At 70.3% G+C, this 18897-nt stretch carries 15 protein-coding genes; 5 read left to right on the plus strand and 10 right to left on the minus strand.

The annotated features are described in order from the left end of the window. The coding region (locus ACIBBD_RS18410; RefSeq protein ID WP_399420472.1) for a hypothetical protein at positions 1–260 on the plus strand (260 nt) is incomplete at its 5' end. A gap of 154 nt (positions 261–414) precedes the next feature. Here ACIBBD_RS18410 and ACIBBD_RS18415 read toward each other — a convergent pair. The 3 genes from ACIBBD_RS18415 to thyX form a co-directional block, all read right to left on the minus strand. Beyond that, a complete protein-coding gene (locus ACIBBD_RS18415) occupies positions 415–2100 on the minus strand; it encodes a ribonuclease J (protein ID WP_399420473.1) in 1686 nt (561 codons plus the stop codon). Positions 2101–2247: 147 nt separating this feature from the next. Then, entirely contained in the window at positions 2248–3147 is a 900-nt protein-coding gene (gene dapA, locus ACIBBD_RS18420; protein WP_399420474.1) for a 4-hydroxy-tetrahydrodipicolinate synthase, read from the minus strand. A 193-nt stretch (positions 3148–3340) separates the two neighbouring features. After that, entirely contained in the window at positions 3341–4081 is a 741-nt protein-coding gene (thyX, locus tag ACIBBD_RS18425; RefSeq protein WP_399420475.1) for an FAD-dependent thymidylate synthase, read from the minus strand. 195 nt (positions 4082–4276) lie between these two features. On the opposite strand from thyX, the gene ACIBBD_RS18430 reads away from it, so the two are divergent. Both ACIBBD_RS18430 and ACIBBD_RS18435 read left to right on the plus strand, forming a co-directional pair. Next, positions 4277–4513: a hypothetical protein gene (locus ACIBBD_RS18430; protein ID WP_399420476.1), complete on the plus strand. Its 237-nt coding sequence runs from the start codon at positions 4277–4279 to the stop codon at positions 4511–4513. A gap of 90 nt (positions 4514–4603) precedes the next feature. After that, positions 4604–5158 carry a hypothetical protein gene (locus tag ACIBBD_RS18435; RefSeq protein ID WP_399420477.1) on the plus strand — a complete coding sequence of 185 codons (555 nt, stop codon included), beginning with the start codon at positions 4604–4606 and terminating at the stop codon, positions 5156–5158. Between the two features lie 65 nt (positions 5159–5223). Here ACIBBD_RS18435 and ACIBBD_RS18440 read toward each other — a convergent pair whose 3' ends face one another. From ACIBBD_RS18440 to rpsO, 5 genes are all read right to left on the minus strand, one after another. Beyond that, on the minus strand, positions 5224–5682 hold the full coding sequence (locus ACIBBD_RS18440; RefSeq protein ID WP_399420478.1) for a hypothetical protein: 459 nt from the start codon (positions 5680–5682) through the stop codon (positions 5224–5226). An 11-nt stretch (positions 5683–5693) separates the two neighbouring features. After that, the gene (gene dapB, locus ACIBBD_RS18445; RefSeq protein WP_399420479.1) at positions 5694–6446 is read right to left on the minus strand and encodes a 4-hydroxy-tetrahydrodipicolinate reductase; all 753 of its coding nucleotides are present in this window, start codon (positions 6444–6446) and stop codon (positions 5694–5696) included. Positions 6447–6515: 69 nt separating this feature from the next. Beyond that, the gene (locus ACIBBD_RS18450) at positions 6516–7895 is read right to left on the minus strand and encodes a M16 family metallopeptidase (RefSeq protein ID WP_399420480.1); all 1380 of its coding nucleotides are present in this window, start codon (positions 7893–7895) and stop codon (positions 6516–6518) included. After that, positions 7892–10114, minus strand: a complete 2223-nt coding sequence (locus ACIBBD_RS18455) for a polyribonucleotide nucleotidyltransferase (RefSeq protein WP_399420481.1) — start codon at positions 10112–10114, stop codon at positions 7892–7894. The genes ACIBBD_RS18450 and ACIBBD_RS18455 overlap by 4 nt, the downstream gene beginning before the upstream one ends. A 385-nt stretch (positions 10115–10499) precedes the next feature. Continuing rightward, positions 10500–10787: a 30S ribosomal protein S15 gene (rpsO, locus tag ACIBBD_RS18460; protein WP_004924725.1), complete on the minus strand. Its 288-nt coding sequence runs from the start codon at positions 10785–10787 to the stop codon at positions 10500–10502. Between the two features lie 265 nt (positions 10788–11052). On the opposite strand from rpsO, the gene ACIBBD_RS18465 reads away from it, so the two are divergent. Then, complete coding sequence (locus tag ACIBBD_RS18465; RefSeq protein WP_399420482.1) at positions 11053–11349, plus strand: DUF397 domain-containing protein; 297 nt, start codon at positions 11053–11055, stop codon at positions 11347–11349. 71 nt (positions 11350–11420) lie between these two features. Here ACIBBD_RS18465 and ACIBBD_RS18470 read toward each other — a convergent pair whose 3' ends face one another. Together ACIBBD_RS18470 and eccD are read right to left on the minus strand one after the other, a co-directional pair. Then, entirely contained in the window at positions 11421–12947 is a 1527-nt protein-coding gene (locus ACIBBD_RS18470) for a PQQ-binding-like beta-propeller repeat protein (protein ID WP_399420483.1), read from the minus strand. 85 nt (positions 12948–13032) lie between these two features. Further along, positions 13033–14541, minus strand: a complete 1509-nt coding sequence (gene eccD / locus ACIBBD_RS18475; RefSeq protein WP_399420484.1) for a type VII secretion integral membrane protein EccD — start codon at positions 14539–14541, stop codon at positions 13033–13035. Positions 14542–14865: 324 nt separating this feature from the next. Between eccD and eccCa the strand changes: the two genes are divergently transcribed. After that, positions 14866–18837, plus strand: a complete 3972-nt coding sequence (gene eccCa, locus ACIBBD_RS18480; protein WP_399420485.1) for a type VII secretion protein EccCa — start codon at positions 14866–14868, stop codon at positions 18835–18837. Positions 18838–18897: the final 60 nt, after the last annotated feature.

The following is an 18897-nucleotide window of genomic DNA, read 5'->3' on the forward strand; positions in this document are numbered from 1 at the left end:
CGGCTATCACTGCCGTGGACGGGGTATCAACATATCTGGCGTTGACTTTTGGCACGCTGTTGAGTTCTCAAGGAACGGACGCTTCCTTTGTACTCACCCGAGAGACTCTCTCGCGGCTTTCCTCCGGGCGCTTCCCTTCGATCTTGCGTTTCCGACTCTATCAGATCTTTTCTCGATCCGATTTCCTCGGCGCTTTCCAGGTTCCCGCTTTTCTTTCGCGGTTTCCTTTCCGGCGGTTCCGACTTTATCAGAAGTTCTGAGTCGGTCTTCCCGCCCCCGGGACGTTGGTCCCCGGTGCACGAAGCAACCGGGTTCCCCCTCGGGCGGAGCCGTAAACGTACTGGAGCGGGGCCCCTCGATGCAAATCGAGGGGCCCCGCTCCAACTTCGCGCGTGCGAGGGGCTGTTCGGCGGGTCAGACCTCCACGACGACCGGCAGGATCATCGGCCTGCGGCGATAGGTGTCGGAGACCCACTTGCCCAGCGTGCGGCGGATCAGTTGCTGCAGCTGGTGCGGTTCGACCACGCCGTCCTGGGCCGACCGCTCGAGAACCTCGGTGATCTTCGGAAGGACGTCCGCGAAGGCCGAGTCCTCGATGCCCGAGCCGCGGGCCTGGACGTGCGGGCCGCCGGTGATCTTGCCGGTGGAGGCGTCCAGGACGACGAAGACCGAGATGATGCCCTCGTCGCCCAGGATCTTCCGGTCCTTCAGCGCCGGCTCGCCCACGTCCCCGACCGAGAGGCCGTCGACGTACACGTAACCGGCCTGGACCTTGCCGGAGATCTTGGCCTTGCCCTCGACCATGTCGACGACGACGCCGTCCTCGGCGATGACGATGCGGTCGTGCGGGACGCCGGTCAGGGCGCCCAGCTCGGCGTTGGCGCGCAGGTGGCGCCATTCGCCGTGGACCGGCATCAGGTTCTTCGGGCGGCAGATGTTGTAGAAGTACAGCAGCTCGCCCGCGGAGGCGTGACCCGAGACGTGCACCTTGGCGTTGCCCTTGTGGACGACGTGGGCGCCCCAGCGGGTGAGGCCGTTGATCACGCGGTAGACCGCGTTCTCGTTGCCGGGGATGAGCGAGGACGCCAGGATCACCGTGTCGCCGTCGACGATGCGGATCTGGTGGTCGCGGTTGGCCATGCGGGACAGCGCGGCCATCGGTTCGCCCTGGGAACCCGTGCAGACCAGGACCACCTCGTGGTCGGGAAGGTCGTCGAGGCTCCTGACGTCCACGACCAGGCCCGGCGGGACCTTGAGGTAACCCAGGTCACGGGCGATGCCCATGTTGCGGACCATCGAACGGCCGACGAAGGCGACCCGGCGGCCGTATTCGTGTGCCGCGTCCAGGATCTGCTGGATGCGGTGGACGTGGCTGGCGAAGCTCGCCACGATGATCCGCTTGCGGGCGTTGGCGAAGACCGTGCGCAGCACGTTGGAGATGTCCCGCTCGGGCGGGACGAAGCCCGGGACCTCCGCGTTCGTGGAGTCGGAGAGGAGAAGGTCGATGCCCTCCTCGCTCAGACGTGCGAAAGCGTGGAGATCCGTCAGACGGTTGTCCAGCGGAAGCTGGTCCATCTTGAAGTCGCCGGTGTGCACCACCATGCCGGCCGGCGTGCGGATGGCGACCGCCAGGGCGTCCGGGATGGAGTGGTTCACCGCGACGAACTCGCAGTCGAAGGGGCCGATGCGCTCGCGGTTCCCCTCCGCCACTTCCAGGGTGTACGGGCGGATGCGGTGCTCCTGGAGCTTGGCCTCGATGAGGGCGAGGGTCAGCTTGGAGCCGATCAGCGGGATGTCCGGCTTCTCGCGCAGGAGGTAGGGGACGCCGCCGATGTGGTCCTCGTGGCCATGGGTGAGGACGATGCCCTCGATGTCGTCGAGGCGGTCCCGGATGGACGAGAAGTCCGGCAGGATCAGGTCGATTCCGGGCTGCTCCTCCTCGGGGAAGAGCACTCCGCAGTCGACGATCAGCAGGCGGCCGCCGTACTCGAAGACCGTCATGTTGCGGCCGATCTCGCCGAGGCCACCGAGTGGGGTGACCCGCAGGCCGCCTTCGGGGAGCGGCGGGGGCGGGCCCAGTTCGGGATGCGGATGACTCAAAAGACTCTCCTCAACCACGCGCGCCACGTACCGGTCGGGCACGTGGCGCGCGTGACGTTCGTGCAGAAGCAGTTGTTTGTGATGGAAGGCGCAGGCACCGGTGGCCTGCCGTATTCAGTTGTCCGTGTTCAGTTATGAAGTCTGGTGCTAGAGCTGTACCCCGCCCGCCGCAAGATCGATCTTGAGCTGCTCGATCTCTTCGGGGGAGCACTCGACCATCGGGGCGCGCAGCGGTCCCGCGGGCAGGCCCTGGAGGGTGAGTGCGGCCTTGGTGGTCATGACTCCCTGGGTGCGGAACATGCCGGTGTAGACCGGGAGCAGCTTCTGGTGGATCTCCGTGGCCTTCTGGACGTCGCCGGCGACGAACGCGTCCACGAGGGCGCGCAGGTCGGGGGTGACGAGGTGGCCGACGACCGAGACGAAGCCGACCGCGCCCACGGAGAGCAGCGGCAGGTTGAGCATGTCGTCGCCGGAGTACCAGGCCAGGCCGGACTGGGCGATGGCCCAGCTGGCGCGGCCGAGGTCGCCCTTGGCGTCCTTGTTGGCGACGATCCGGGGGTGCGCGGCGAGGCGGACGAGCGTCTCGGTGTTGATCGGGACGCCGCTGCGGCCTGGGATGTCGTAGAGCATGACCGGCAGCTCGGTGGCGTCGGCGACGGCCGTGAAGTGCCGGTAGAGGCCCTCCTGCGGGGGCTTGTTGTAGTACGGGGTGACGACCAGGAGGCCGTGTGCGCCCGTCTTCTGCGCCGCGCGCGCCAGCTCGATGCTGTGGTGGGTGTCGTTGGTGCCGACGCCGGCCACGATGTGCGCCCGGTCGCCGACGGCCTCCAGGACGGCTCGTACGAGGTCCGATTTCTCCGCGTCGCTGGTGGTCGGGGACTCGCCGGTGGTGCCGTTGATGATCAGGCCGTCGTTGCCTGCGTCCACCAGGTGGGTGGCGAGCCGCTGTGCGCCGTCGAGGTCGAGTGCGCCGTCCGCCGTGAAGGGCGTGACCATGGCGGTGAGGACCCGCCCGAAGGGGGTCTGCGGAGTGGAGGTCGGAGCCATGGGTAACACGCTACTCGTTGCTCAGGGCGGGGTCTGCCCTCAGGGCAGGCGACAAGTCGTGACAAATGCGGAGCCCGGCACTGCCTGCTCGGGGGTTCAAGCAGTGCCGGGTCCGTTTGATCAGGCTAGATGAACTTCTCTAAATGCCGCAATACGGACACTTCGCGAGGCTGATCCGCACATACGTCTTCCGCTATGGGGCGACACGGCCGTTGGCGTTGAAGGCCGCGTAGGTGAGGGGCATGAGCTTGGCCCACTCGGCCTCCATCCTCTCGCCGACCATCTCGATCTCCCGCTGCGGGAAGGACGGGACCTTGGCCAGCTCGTGCTGGGTGCGCAGGCCGAGGAAGTGCATCAGGGAGCGGGCGTTGCAGGTGGCGTACATCGAGGAGAACAGGCCGACGGGGAGGACCGAGCGGGCGACCTCGCGGGCTACGCCCTGCGCGAGCATCTCCTGGTAGGTGCGGTACGCCTGGCGGTAGGAGTCCTCCATGGCCCGGCCGACGAGCTGGTGCTGCTCGGCAGTGCCCTCGACGAAGACGTACTTGCCGGGACGGCCCTGCTGGACGAGCTTGCGCGAGGCGTCCGGGACGTAGAAGACCGGCTGCAGCTCGCGGTAGCGCCCGGACTCCTCGTTGTACGACCAGCCCACACGGTGGCGCATGAACTCGCGGAAGACGAAGATCGGGGCGCTGATGAAGAAGGTCATCGAGTTGTGCTCGAAGGGGCTTCCGTGGCGGTCCCGCATCAGGTAGTTGATCAGGCCCTTGGAGCGCTCCGGGTCCTTGTTCAGCTCGTCCAGGGACTGCTCCCCGACGGTCGACACACGGGCCGCGAACAGCACGTCGGAGTCCGCCGCGCTGTGCTTGACCAGCTCGACGGTGACGTCGCTGCGGAGATCGATCTTGAACTCGTCGTCGGGGGTGGGGGTCACGATGCGGAGGGTCCTTCCCATCTCGTCTGCCGGCCACGCCACTCTACGGCCCGCCGAACGGGGTCTTCACCTCCCACCTCCTCCAGATCCCTTCTCCTAAGAAATCGGGGTGAATACGGGCACCTTCCGTGGCACTCGTTCGTCTGTGGTGATGACAGAGATGCATTCGAGTCCCCGAGAGGAGATGCACCGCCCATGTTCCGTCGGCGTGAACCCGTCCCCTTCGCCTTCCTCGCCGAGGCCGACCGGTTCCGCAGCAATGTCGCTCCGCCTCCCGCCGAGCGGGTGTCCGCCGGGCAGATAGCCGGACGCTGGCTCCTGGGACTCACCATCGTGGCCGCGCTGGTGGGCTCCCTGGTCATCGGGATGCCGGCGCTCACCCTGGACCACTCCGCGCAGACGCAGCAGTCGCAGGCGTCCCAGGGGCGCTGACTCCATCCGGGCCCCGAAGGTGGTGAGGGCAGGCACAGGCGGATAGCCTCACCGGGCACAGCCCCAGCATGGATTGAGTGAGGACCAGCCGTGCCCCTGCCCTTCCTGACGGCCGACCGCGCATTCGAGGCAGCGGACGACGTCCCGTTGCCCTTCGACGACCGTGACCGCTGGCGGCGGCCCTACCGTCCCGGGCCCTGGCGTGTCGCTGTGGCCGCGGTGTGGCTGCTGCTCGCCTCGTACGTGCTGTTCGCGGCGGTCGTGATCGCGCTGACCGGCTCGGTGTCGGAGGCCGGTGTGGTCTTCGGCCTCTCCCTGCTGGTGATCGCCTGTGCGCTGCGCCTGCTGCGGATGGGCGTGTGGGTGAGCGCGCGCGGGCTGCGCCACGTGGGCTTCCTCCGTACGCGCACGGTGCCCTGGGAGCGGGTCGTGGCGGTGCGGACCGTGCAGCAGCCGGTGCGCTGGCTGGGTCTGCCGCGGACCGTGCAGGGCCAGGCCCTGACGCTCGTACGGCGGGACCGCGCCGCGGAGGACGCCTTGCCGTTGCTCACCACGCACGGCGCCGACTTCCTCTCCCGGGCCGAGGCGTTCGACCGGGCGGCGGACTCGGTGGAGGCGTGGGCCGAGGAGTACCGGCCGCACTGAGTGGGGCGCAGACGCCAGTGGGCCCGGTCGGCGTGTGCCGACCGGGCCCACTGGCGTTCCGGGTGTCAGTGCGAGGTCTGCTGCCGTGAGGTCCGGTGCAGGATGATCGCGTGCTGCATCGCCTTGCGGGCGCGCGGGGTGTCCCGTGCGTCGTGGTAGGCGACGGCGAGGCGGAACCAGGCGCGCCAGTCGTCGGGGGCGGCTTCCGTCTCCGCCTTGCGCCGGGCGAAGACCTCGTCGGCCGAGTCCCGGTCGATCCGGCCACTGGCCGTGCGCTTCAGCTCGTCGACGGGCAGGCCGCCCTCGGCGTCGAGTTCTTCGGCGAGCTGGTTGGCCCAGCGGACGAACTGGGTGTTCTTCCACAGGAACCAGACGCCGATGACCGGCAGGATCAGTACCGCCACGCCGAAGGTGACGGTGAGGAGCGTGCCGGACTGGATGAGCATGACCCCGCGGCTGCCGACCAGGACGAAGTAGACGACCAGGACGGCGGCCGTGAGGGCGTAGGAGAGCTTGGCGCGCATGGGTGTCGGGCTCAGTTCAGGTCGAGGAAGTGTTCGAGGCCGAAGGTCAGACCCGGGGTGCCGACCACGCGGCGGGCGCCCAGCAGGATGCCCGGCATGAAGCTGCTGTGGTGCAGGGAGTCGTGCCGGACGGTGAGGGTCTCGCCCTCGCCGCCCAGCAGGACCTCCTGATGGGCCAGCAGGCCGCGCAGGCGCACGGCGTGGACGGGGACACCGTCGACGTCCGCGCCGCGGGCCCCGTCCAGGGCCGTGACCGTGGCGTCCGGGGCCGGGGCGGTGCCGGCCCGGCGGCGGGCCTCGGCGATGAGCTGGGCGGTGCGCGTGGCGGTGCCGGAGGGGGCGTCCACCTTGTTCGGGTGGTGCAGCTCGACGACCTCGACGGACTCGAAGTAGGGCGCGGCGATCTGCGCGAACTTCATGGTCAGCACGGCCCCGATGGAGAAGTTCGGCGCGATGAGCACGCCCGTCTCCGGGGACTGGGCGAGCCAGCCCTTCAGCTGCGCGAGGCGCTCGTCGGTCCAGCCGGTGGTGCCGACCACGGCGTGGATGCCGTGCCCTACGCAGAAGTCGAGGTTGTCCATGACCGAGGCCGGGGTGGTCAGCTCGACGACGACCTGGGCGCCGGTCTCCGTCAGCGTCTCGAGCTTGTCGCCCCGGCTCAGGGCGGCCACCAGCTCCATGTCCTCGGCGGCCTCGACCGCCCGTACCGCCTCGGACCCGATGCGGCCCTTGGCCCCGAGGACCGCCACGCGCAGCTTGCTCATCTCTTGCTTCCTTAACCGAGGGGTGCTTTCCGAAGGGACATTCAGGGGCTTTCCGAGGACGGACGGGGGTCAGGCCACGGCGTCGTGCAGACGGGCCGCCTGCTTGTCCTTGAGGGGGCCGATGACCGACAGCGACGGGCGCTGTCCCAGGACGTCGCGGGCGACCGAGCGGACCTCGTCCGGGGTGACGGCCGCTATCCGGGTCAGCATGTCGTCGACGGACATCTGTTCGCCCCAGCAGAGCTCGCTCTTGCCGATGCGGTTCATGAGCGCGCCGGTGTCCTCCAGGCCGAGGACGGTGGAGCCCTTGAGCTGGCCGATGGCGCGGTCGATCTCGTCGTCGGACAGGCCGTGCTCGGCGACGTGGTCGAGTTCGTCGCGGCAGATCTTCAGCACGTCGTGCACCTGGCTGGGCCGGCAGCCGGCGTAGACGCCGAACAGGCCGCAGTCGGCGAAGCCGGAGGTGTACGAGTAGACGCTGTAGGCCAGGCCGCGCTTCTCGCGGACCTCCTGGAAGAGGCGCGACGACATGCCACCGCCGAGGGCCGTGTTGAGCACCCCGAGCGCCCAGCGGCGGTCGTCGGTGCGGGACAGGCCGGGCATGCCGAGGACGACGTGCGCCTGCTCGGTCTTGCGGCCGATCAGCTCGACGCGGCCCGCGGTGCGGATCGTGCGCCGGCCGGCGCGCGGCGCGATGGGCGTGGCGGCGGGGTCGGTGAGGGCGCCGGCCTTCTCGAAGGCGGCACGGACCTGGCGTACGACCTTGTTGTGGTCGATGTTGCCGGCGGCGGCGACCACCAGGTGGGTGGGGTCGTAGTGCTTCTTGTAGAAGCGGCGGATGCGGTCGGCGGTGAGGGCGTTGACCGTGTCGACCGTGCCGAGGACCGGGCGGCCGAGGGCGTTGTCACCGAACATCGTCTGCGCGAACAGGTCGTGCACGCAGTCGCCCGGGTCGTCCTCGGTCATCGCGATCTCTTCGAGGATGGCGCCCCGCTCGACGTTGACGTCCTCTTCGAGGATGAGGGAGCCCGTCAGCATGTCGCAGACGACGTCTATCGCCAGCGGCAGGTCGGCGTCGAGCACGCGCGCGTAGTAGCACGTGTACTCCTTCGCCGTGAACGCGTTCATCTCGCCGCCGACCGCGTCGATGGCGGAGGAGATGTCCAGGGCGGACCTGCGGGTGGTGCCCTTGAAGAGCAGGTGCTCCAGGTAGTGGGTGGCGCCGTTCAGGGCCGGGGTCTCGTCGCGGGAGCCGACGTGGGCCCAGATCCCGAACGTCGCGGAGCGGACCGAGGGCAGGGTCTCGGTGACGATGCGCAGGCCGCCCGGGAGGGTGGTCTTGCGGACCGTGCCGATGCCGTTCTCGCCCTTGATCAGGGTTTGGGTACGGGCGACGGCCCGCGCCTCCGTGGAGGTGCGGGCCGTCGCCTTCGAGCTACGGGACGTCACTGCTCGGCGTCGTCCTTCTTGTCGTCGCCGGCGTCTTCTTCGCCCTCGATCACGGGGACGAGGGAGAGCTTGCCGCGGGAGTCGATCTCGGCGATCTCGACCTGGACCTTCTGGCCCACCCCGAGGACGTCCTCGACGTTCTCCACGCGCTTGCCGCCGGCCAGCTTGCGGATCTGCGAGATGTGCAGCAGGCCGTCCTTGCCGGGCAGGAGCGAGACGAACGCACCGAAGGTCGTGGTCTTGACGACCGTGCCCAGGTAGCGCTCGCCGACCTCGGGCATCGTCGGGTTGGCGATGCCGTTGATCGTGGTGCGGGCGGCCTCGGCGGAGGGACCGTCGGCGGCACCGATGTAGATGGTGCCGTCGTCCTCGATGGTGATCTCGGCGCCGGTGTCCTCCTGGATCTGGTTGATCATCTTGCCCTTGGGGCCGATGACCTCACCGATCTTGTCGACCGGGATCTTCACGGTGATGATCCGCGGCGCGTTGGGGGACATCTCGTCCGGCGTGTCGATCGCTTCCATCATCACGTCGAGGATGTGGAGGCGGGCGTCACGGGCCTGCTTCAGGGCGGCGGCCAGGACGGAGGCCGGGATGCCGTCCAGCTTGGTGTCGAGCTGGAGGGCGGTCACGAACTCCTTGGTGCCGGCGACCTTGAAGTCCATGTCGCCGAAGGCGTCCTCCGCACCGAGGATGTCGGTGAGGGTGACGTAGTGCGTCTCGCCGTCGATCTCCTGGGAGATCAGGCCCATGGCGATACCGGCGACCGGGGCCTTCAGCGGCACACCGGCGTTCAGCAGCGACATGGTGGAGGCGCAGACCGAGCCCATGGAGGTCGAGCCGTTCGAGCTGAGCGCCTCGGACACCTGGCGGATCGCGTAGGGGAACTCCTCGCGGGTCGGCAGGACCGGCACCAGGGCGCGCTCGGCGAGGGCGCCGTGGCCGATCTCGCGGCGCTTCGGGGAGCCGACGCGGCCGGTCTCGCCGGTGGAGTACGGCGGGAAGTTGTAGTTGTGCATGTAGCGCTTGCGGGTCACCGGCGAGAGGGTGTCCAGCTGCTGCTCCATGCGGAGCATGTTGAGGGTGGTGACGCCCAGGATCTGGGTCTCGCCACGCTCGAACACGGCGGAGCCGTGCACGCGCGGGATGGCCTCGACCTCGGCGGCCAGGGTGCGGATGTCGGTGACACCGCGGCCGTCGATGCGCTTCTTCTCCTTGATGACGCGCTCACGGACCAGCTGCTTGGTGAGCGAGCGGTACGCGGCGGAGATCTCCTTCTCGCGGCCCTCGAACTCCGGCAGGAGCTTCTCGGCGGCGAGGGACTTCACGCGGTCCAGCTCGGCCTCGCGCTCCTGCTTGCCGGCGATGGTGAGCGCCTGGGCGAGCTCGGGCTTGACCGCGGCGGTCAGCGCCTCCAGGACGTCGTCCTGGTAGTCGAGGAAGATCGGGAACTCGGCGGTCGGCTTGGCGGCCTTCGCGGCGAGGTCGGCCTGGGCCTTGCAGAGCACCTTGATGAAGGGCTTCGCGGCGTCCAGACCGGCGGCGACGACCTCCTCGGTCGGCGCCTCGGCACCGCCCTTGACCAGCTGGATCGTCTTCTCGGTGGCCTCGGCCTCGACCATCATGATCGCGACGTCGCCGTCCTCCAGGACGCGGCCCGCGACGACCATGTCGAAGACGGCGTCCTCGAGCTCGGTGTGCGTCGGGAAGGCCACCCACTGGCCGCGGATCAGCGCGACGCGGACGCCGCCGATCGGGCCGGAGAAGGGCAGACCGGCCAGCTGCGTGGACGCGGACGCGGCGTTGATCGCGACCACGTCGTACAGGTGGTCGGGGTTGAGCGCCATGATCGTGGCGACGACCTGGATCTCGTTGCGCAGGCCCTTCTTGAAGGACGGGCGCAGCGGGCGGTCGATGAGGCGGCAGGTGAGGATCGCGTCCTCGCTCGGCCGGCCCTCACGACGGAAGAAGCTGCCGGGGATCTTGCCGGCGGCGTACATCCGCTCCTCGACGTCCACCGTGAGGGGGAAGAAGTCGAGCTGGTCCTTGGGGTTCTTGGAGGCGGTGGTGGCCGACAGCACCATGGTGTCGTCGTCCAGGTACGCCACGGCGGAGCCGGCGGCCTGCTTGGCCAGGCGGCCCGTCTCGAAGCGGATGGTGCGGGTGCCGAAGGAGCCGTTGTCGATGACGGCCTCGGCGTAGTGGGTCTCGTTCTCCACTAGCGTTTTCTCCGTTACTTGTCGTCTTTCGTCCCGCGGGCTGCCCGTGTGGCAGGGGGACGGTGGCGGAGAAGCGCTCCGTGCGGTGCGGGCCGGTCTTCGATCGAAGCACCCGGGGATCTCTTCCCCCGGGGGCCACTACCGAGGACCGGCGGCGGCTAGGTGCGCTTCTCCTCGTTCGTCGTGTAATGACGCACTACCCGCGATGAGGACGTGTCATCACACTCAGTCGTACGTATTGCGTTGTGCTACCACAGTACAAAGCGTCAGTGACACTCCGCACGTTTCCGTACGTACGGCAGGCCATGGGGCGGGCCGTACGACCGGTGTGTACAGCAAAGGGAGCGGTCCCGATGGTCACGGGAACCGCTCCCTTCACGGCGTCTTACTTGGCGCCCGCCGCACCGCGGCGGATGCCGAGGCGGTCGACCAGCGCACGGAAGCGCTGGATGTCCTTCTTCGCCAGGTACTGCAGCAGCCGGCGGCGCTGACCGACGAGGATCAGCAGGCCACGGCGGGAGTGGTGGTCGTGCTTGTGGGTCTTGAGGTGCTCGGTCAGGTCGGAGATCCGACGGGACAGCAGAGCGACCTGGACCTCGGGGGAGCCGGTGTCACCCTCCTTGGTACCGAACTCGGAGATGATCTGCTTCTTCACTGCGGCGTCGAGCGACACGCGTACTCCTCAGAAATCTGTGGATGGCCACCGAGTGCCCCCGGTCTGCTTCTCGGGAGAGCTTCCGTTACTCGGGAGGCGGGGATCCGCTGGGCGCGGCCACCAGAGCGGCGCTCCGGGGGTGCGTACACAAACGGCCGTCAGCCAGAGTACCAGCAGGCCGGGGGCGCCCTGGCACCGGTCGCCGAATCGGGCGGGTGGCACGGGCGCTGCCACTAGGGTGAACGGCTGGATCATCCGTGCGTCGGGAAGGGGTCGCCGCGCCATGGCGGAGGAAGCGAACGAGGACGTCAGGGCCCGCAAGGAACGGGAGCGGGACGAGCTGTACGCGCTCGACATCTCCGGGGTCGAGTGGCAGTGCGCGCCGGGTACGGAGGAGCACGAGGAGCGCGTCGAGATCGCGCACCTCCCCGGCGGGGCCGTGGCGATGCGCTCGTCGCTCGACCCGGACACCGTGCTGCGGTACACGGAGGCGGAGTGGCGGGCGTTCGTCCTGGGCGCGCGGGACGGGGAGTTCGACCTGGAGCCGGCGCCGCACAACGGCGGGCTGGCGGCGCAGTAACCGGCGCGGCGGCCGGTTCGCGTCGGCCGCCGCACCCGACGGGTCACGGGGCGGGTGCCGCACCCGACGGGTCACGAGGCAGGCGCCGCGCCGCCCTCGATACCGAGGACCAGGTACGTCCACGCCTTCCCGGAGGCGGGGCCGTCGGCGTTCCTGACGCCGAAGAAGAGGCGCCCGTCCTGGACGACGACGTCGTTGTGGTCCGTCATGGTGAGCAGCGCGGCCTCGGCCGGCAGCTCGAAGTAGAAGTACGGCGTCTCCTCGCCGGTCTTCGGATCCAGGGCGACCAGCGCGTTGGGCGAGATGTGGTCGTCGGTCACGCGCAGGGCCAGGAGCCGGTCGCCGCTCATGCGCACCGGGTACAGCAGCGAGCCGGGGCCGGAGTCGAACTTCTTCGTGGTGTTCCCGGTCGCCAGGTCGAAGCCGATGATCCAGTTGGCGTTGGCCTGCTCGCCCGTCTCCTTGCTGCGCAGGAAGACCTGGTCGGCGCCGACGGCGATGGTCGGGCAGTCGTCGACGACGAGGTAGTCGTCGTACGAGCACTCGCCCTCGTAGGTGCCGTTCCGCAGGCGGATCGTGGCTCGGTTCTCGCCCTTGTCGTCGAGGGAGAGCAGCTCGGAGATACCGATCTCGCCGGCCTCGACCGCGAGGACGGCCGGGTCGGCGGACGGGATGTTCAGGTTCCGGATGCCCTTCGCGGCGGAGTAGGTCCACAGCACCCTGCCCGTGGCCGGGTCCACCTTGCGGGCCTTGTAGGCGACGCGCTCCAGGGAGTCGGCGGGAAGGCTCTCGTCGTCGTTCCAGCACTTCTGGCGGACGATGAGCGCGCCTCCGCCGGCGGCGCCCATGTCCTGGCAGGCGCCGGCCGACGTCGTGCGCCACAGTCGCTTGCCGGTGTCCATGGAGTACGCGTCGGTGCCGCCGCCCCAGGTCACGACGACCGTGCCGTGGGTGAGGGTGACGCTCGGGGTGTCCGGGGTGTCACCGCTCTCGGGGAGGCCCGGCGCGTCGCCGTAGGCGGAGTTGGGGAAGTCGCTCTCCCAGACCTGGCGGCCGTCGTCGAGGTCGAAGAAGGCGACGTGGTTGCAGTGGGCGTCCTCGCCGGCGTTCGCGCGGTAGAGGACGGCGGTCCGGTTCTCGCCGGTCACATGGCGGGTGTAGCCGCAGATCGGGCCGTCGAGGGGGAGCTTCCACCTCTCGTCGCCGGGTGCGGCGTCGGTGCCGATGGTCAGGCCGACGACGGTCTTGTTGATGCCCTTGGCGAGTATTTCGTCCGTGGCCCACATGCCCGGCATCTCGTAGTGATCGCCGGGGCGCATGTCGTCGACGGAGAAGCGGAAGGCCATCCTGCCGACGGTGCCGGCGGGCGGCTCCTCGACCGACTCCCGGACGTCGAGGCGGCCTTGGGCTGCGGTGGCTTCCGACGTGGTCCTCGAGCCGGAACCACCGCCCCACAGCAGCAGGCCGCCGACGCCGAGGGCCGCGACGAGCAGGACCGCCGGCGGCCACACCAGCATCCGCCGGCGGCGTCTGGTGCGGGCGGCCTGCTCGGCCACGGCCGACTGGGTGTACACGGACGGGGGTGGGCCGAAGCTCACTCGACGTTCCCTTCTCGCGCTGCGCTCGGCGCGGCCGCGGTGGTCCGTACCGCGTTCAGTCCGTCGCCGACTCCCGGCACCGCGGTCAACTCGTCATCGCCCGGACGGCCGCGTACACGTCGAACACGGCCAGCGCCAGCGGCACCAGGGTCAGCAGGACGAAGCCCTCGGCGATCTCCAGGAAGCGTCCCCAGAACGGGGTGAGGCCGCCCCGGGAGGCGATCAGGCCGATGGCGGTGACGATCGCGGACGCCGCCGCGATGGCCGCGATGAGCCAGATCGTGCGCAGGTCGAGATCGGCGCGGTCGCCCGTCAGCGCGTCGCGGACGGCGGAGAGGGGCGGGTTGAGCGCCAGGCCGAGGCCGAGCAGCACCAGGGAGCCGAGGCCCGCGGCCAGGACGGGCGCGACCTGGGCGGTGTACCGGAAGAGGCCGGCGCGCATCAGCAGGGCGATGCCCACGGCCAGCGCGAGGAGTTGGGCCCAGACGTCGTCGGAGAAGCCGAGGACCGCGCAGGCGCCGACCGCGGTCACCGCGCAGCCGCCGACCAGGCCGACGAGGAGTTCGTGGCCGCGGCGGGCCTGAGCGGTGATCCGCTCGACGTCGACCGGCTCCTGCGGGGCCGGATCGGCGCCGTAGGAGCCGCTGCGGGGGGCGGTGTCCGGGGCGTCGAACCCGATGGGCAGGCGGGCGAAGCGCATGGACATGCCGGGCAGGAAGGCCAGGGCGCCCACCGCGACGGGGGCGCACAGGGCGGCGATCTCGGCCGGCGCCCAGTGCGCGAGGATCGCCGCGAACACGGCCGCCAGGCCGACGCCGGAGGCGACGACGCAGGCGACGAAGGGCCCGTCGCCGCCCGGTGAGACCAGGGTGAGGAGCACGGCGGCGAGCAGCACCGCCGCGCAGGCCAAAAGGAACTGGAGCTTGCCGATGCCCTGGCCGTCGGCGAGCGGGAAAAGTCCGGAGCCCGCCACGCCCACGTTGGGCAGCGCGCCGAGCCCCAGCGCGATGGCCGAGGGCCGGTCGTCGTAGACGCGGGCCCGTACGCAGGCGAGGGCGACCAGGAGAACACCGGTGACCGCGGCGAGGACGCCGGGCAGCGAGTGCATGTCGTGGCGCGGGTCGCCCATCCAGGCGACGAAGGCGAGCAGGGCCGGCAGGACGCCTCCGCCGACGAGGCCCGCGGCACGGGTCAGGTCGCCGCTCCACAGGGTGTGTTCGCGCGTCACGGCCGAGGCGACCGCCTCGGAGACGTCGTCGTACACGGCGGGGGGCAGCGACTCGGAGAAGGGGCGCAGCGTGAGGAGTTCGCCGTCGAGGATGTGCTGGGCGGCGAACGAGCGCGAGCCGTCGAGGACCCTGCCGTCCCGGCGCACCAGGTGGTAGCCGACCGGGGCGCCCTCGGCGGGGCTCTGCCGGGAGAGCCTGAGGATCTCCGGATAGATGTCGACGACGGGGACGTCGTCGGGCAGGGCCACGTCGATCCTGCTGTCGGGCGCGACGATCGTGACCCGGCAGAAGCCGAGGCCCGTCCCGGAGGCGGCTCCCGTTCCGTGCCCTCCTCCGGTGGCTGCCGCGGAGGCCGTGATGCTCACCTGCTGCTCCCCCTCAGTGATGGTTCCGCGTCGGCGGTGTGAAAGTCCTGCGTCGGTTCGCGCCCGGCCGGGACCGTGGGCCCGGTCGGACGGCGAAACGAACGCCGTCGGGCGGGCGCAGAGCGCCGAACCGTTCCGAATAGCTCGGAATGTCCCGGCCTCTTGGACCCACGTCGCATGTGCTCACGCGAACATCCGGCACCCTACCGCCCCCTCGTCGCACAAGAAGTCAGTAGGATCACGCGGCGGCCTGCGTCCGCCTGACACGGGGTGGCGGACGGTATCGATCCGGACTCCCGGGGCCGCTGAGGGAATTGGTGAGCAGTGAGCCACATCGTCGTGAAGCGGCCGCCTCGTTCGTTGCCGTCCGAAGTGCCCACCGGCGAGATCGCCGTCCAGCCTCCCCCCGAGCTACCGCGGGGGCATCAGGAGAGCGTGCTGATGCAACTCCTGCCGACCCTCGGCATGGGTGGCTCGGTGGTCTTCTTCTTCACGAGCGGGCAGCCGTTCATGAGGATCATGGGCATGGTGATGATCGCCTCGACGGTGGCCATGTCCATCGCGATGGTGGTCCGCTTCCGCCGCGGCTCGCAGGGGCAGTTGGCGGACCTGCGCCGTGACTACCTCGGCTACCTCGCGCAGACCCGGCACACCACGCTGAAGACCGCGAAGGCGCAGCGGGACGCGCAGTACTACCTCCACCCCTCCCCCGAGCAGTTGTGGGCGCTGGTCGCCGAGGGCAGCCGGGTGTGGGAACGGCGGCCGGGCGACGAGGACTTCGCCCAGGTGCGCGTCGGCCTCGGCGCCCAGCCGCTCGCCACCCCGCTCGTCTCGCCCGAGACCGGCCCCGTCCAGCAGCTGGAGCCGCTGACGGCGGGTGCCCTGCAGCGCTTCCTGGCCGTCCACAGCACCCTGGACGACCTGCCGATGGCCGTCTCCCTGCGTGCCTTCTACCACGTGACGATCAGCGGCGAGCCGCAGTCGGTACGGTCGTCCGCCCGCGCCCTGGCCGGTTCGCTGGCCGCGCTGCACTCCCCCGAGGACCTGGTCCTCGTCGTCGCGGCGGGCCGGGAGGAGCTGACGCACTGGGAGTGGGTGAAGTGGCTGCCGCACGTGCAGGCGCCGGACGCCGTGGACGGCGCGGGCAGCCGCCGGCTGATCAGCAGTGACGCGCGCGAGCTGGAGAACCTGCTGACGTCCCGGCTCACCGGCCGTCCCCGGTTCCACCCCAACGCCGCCCCGCTGCCCGACGAGCCGCACATCGTCCTCCTCCTCGACGGCCTCTCGCTCCCCCCGGACTCCCTCCTGGCCAACCCCGAGGGTCTCCAGGGCGTGACGGTGCTCGAGGTCGTCCCCGGGGAGCTGACCCGGGCCGGCGGCGAACTCAACATCGTCGTACAGCCCGGCGTGCTGCACCTGGAGTCGGGGCACGGCGTGGTCTACGAGGGGACGCCCGACGTCCTCTCCTACGAGTCCGCGGAGGTGCTCGCCCGTCAACTGGCGCCGCTGCGCATGGCGTCCGGCGGGGACGACGACGAACCGCTGCTGGCCAACCTGGAGTTCACCGACCTGCTGAGCCTGGGTGACGCGGCGTCCGTCGACCCCCGGCGCACCTGGCGGCCCCGTTCGCTGGCCGAGCGGCTGCGCGTGCCGATCGGTGTCGGCGAGGACGGCCGGCCCGTCATGCTGGACCTCAAGGAGGCGGCGCAGGAGGGCATGGGCCCGCACGGCCTGTGCGTGGGCGCGACCGGATCCGGCAAGTCCGAGCTGCTGCGCACCCTGGTACTGGGCCTGGCGGTCACCCACTCCTCGGAGACCCTGAACTTCGTCCTCGCCGACTTCAAGGGCGGCGCGACCTTCGCCGGCATGGCGCAGATGCCGCACGTCGCGGCCGTGATCACCAACTTGGCGGACGACCTGACCCTGGTCGACCGCATGGGCGACTCCATCCGCGGTGAGCTCAACCGCCGTCAGGAGATGCTGCGCGACGCGGGCAACTACGCCAACATCCACGACTACGAGAAGGCGCGGGCGGCGGGCGCGCCGTTGCAGCCCATCCCCTCCCTGGTCCTGGTGATCGACGAGTTCAGCGAACTGCTGACGGCGAAGCCGGACTTCATCGAGATGTTCGTGCAGATCGGCCGCATCGGCCGTTCGCTCGGTGTGCACCTGCTGCTGGCCTCGCAGCGCCTGGAGGAGGGCCGGCTGCGCGGTCTGGAGACGTACCTGTCGTACCGGATCGGTCTGCGGACCTTCTCGGCGGCGGAGTCGCGCGCCGCGCTGGGCGTACCGGACGCCTACGAGCTGCCGAACGTGCCGGGTTCCGGCTTCCTGAAGTTCGGCACGGACGAGATGGTGCGGTTCAAGGCGGCGTACGTCTCCGGCGTCTACCGTTCGGGCGCGCAGCGGGCAGCGCTGGGCGACGGCCCGCTGCCGGTGGACCGGCGGCCGGTGCTGTTCACGGCGGCCGAGGTGCCGGTGCGGTACGCGCAGGTGCCCCAGCAGCGGAGCGCCGGCGACGAACCGGAGGTCGACGAGGCCCTCGCGGACACGGTGCTCGACGTGATCGTGCGCCGGCTGGAGGCGCAGGGCCCGGCGGCGCACCAGGTGTGGCTGCCGCCGCTGGACAGCCCGCCGTCGCTCGACGCGCTCCTGCCGGGGCTCGCCGCGGTGCAGGGCCGCGGTCTCACCCAGCCGGGCTACGAGGGCGCGGGCCGGCTGGTGGTGCCGGTCGGTCTGGTGGACAAGCCGTACGAGCAGCGCCGTGACCCGCTCTGGGTGGACTTCTCCGGCGCGGCCGGCCACATGCAGATCCTCGGTGGCCCGCAGTCCGGCAAGTCGACCCTGCTGCGCTCGCTGATCTGCTCCTTCGCCCTGACCCACACGCCGTACGAGGTCCAGTTCTACGGTCTCGACTTCGGCGGTGGCGGCATGGCGGCGGTGGCCGGCCTGCCGCACGTCGGCGGGGTGGCCTCGCGCCTGGACCCCGAGAAGGTGCGGCGCACGGTGGCCGAGGTGTACGGCGTGATGACCCGCCGCGAGGAGTACTTCCGCTCGGCGGGCATCCCCTCGATCGCCGACTTCCGGGCCCGCCGGGCACGCGGCGAGATCTCGGTCACGGACCAGCCCTGGGGCGACGTCTTCCTGGTCGTCGACGGGTGGGGCAACTTCCGTTCGGACTACGAGGCGCTGGACCCGGTGATCCACGAGATCGCGGCGCGCGGTCTCGGCTACGGCATCCACCTGGTCCTGACGGCCTCGCGCTCGATGGAGGTCAGGGCCGCCCTCAAGGACCACCTGATGAACCGCCTGGAGCTGCGGCTCGGCGACACGATGGACTCCGAGATCGACCGCAAGGTCGCCGCGAACGTCCCCCAGGGTGTCCCCGGCCGGGGCCAGTCGCCGCAGAAGCTGCACTTCATGGCGGCGGTGCCGCGGATCGACGGCCTCGCTTCGGACACGGACCTCTCCGACGCCACCCAGGCGCTGGCGGCGGAGGTCTCCCGGCACTGGCAGGCGCCGCCGGCTCCCGAAGTACGCCTGCTGCCGCGGGAGTTCCCGGCGACGGAACTGCCGCCGGGCAACCGTTTCCCGCGCCAGGGCGTCGCCTTCGCCCTCGACGAGAACGCCCTCGAGCCGGTCTTCGTCGACTTCGAGCAGGACCCGTTCTTCCTCGTCTTCGGTGAGAGCGAGTCGGGCAAGTCGAACCTGCTGCGCCTGCTGATCAAGCAGCTGACGGAGCGCTACTCGGGCGACGAGTGCAAGCTGTTCGTGGTGGACAACCGGCGCTCCCTGCTGGGCGTCACCCCGTCCTCCCACCTGGCCGAGTACATCCCGATGTCCAACGCCATGGACCACCACATGTCCGCCCTCGCCAACCTGATGCAGCGCCGCACGCCCACCGCGGACGTGACGGCACAGCAGCTGCGGGACCGCAGTTGGTGGCAGGGGCCGACGGTGTTCGTCGTCATCGACGACTACGACCTCGTGTCGACGTCGAGCGGCAACCCGCTGTCCGGACTCACGGAAATGCTGCCCTTCGCCCGGGACGTCGGCGTGCGCTTCATCATCGCGCGCTCCACGGCCGGCGCGGGCCGGGCCGGGTACGAGGCGTTCATGCAGCGGATCAAGGAGCTCGGCGCGCAGGGTGTGGTGCTGGCCGGCGACCCCGGAGAGGGAGACCTCCTCGGCGGGGTGCGGCCCCGCCCGATGCCCGCGGGGCGGGGAGTCTTCGTCTCGCGGCGGCGGGGGAAGCCGTTGGTGCAGGTGGGGCTGGTGGAGGACACGTTGTCCTGAGGTGGGGTGGGGGCCCTGGGGCTTGCCCCGGGGCCCCTTCTCGCGGTGTCCCGGTGGCCG

This window comes from Streptomyces sp. NPDC051315, assembly GCF_044455165.1.
GTDB lineage: Bacteria > Actinomycetota > Actinomycetes > Streptomycetales > Streptomycetaceae > Streptomyces.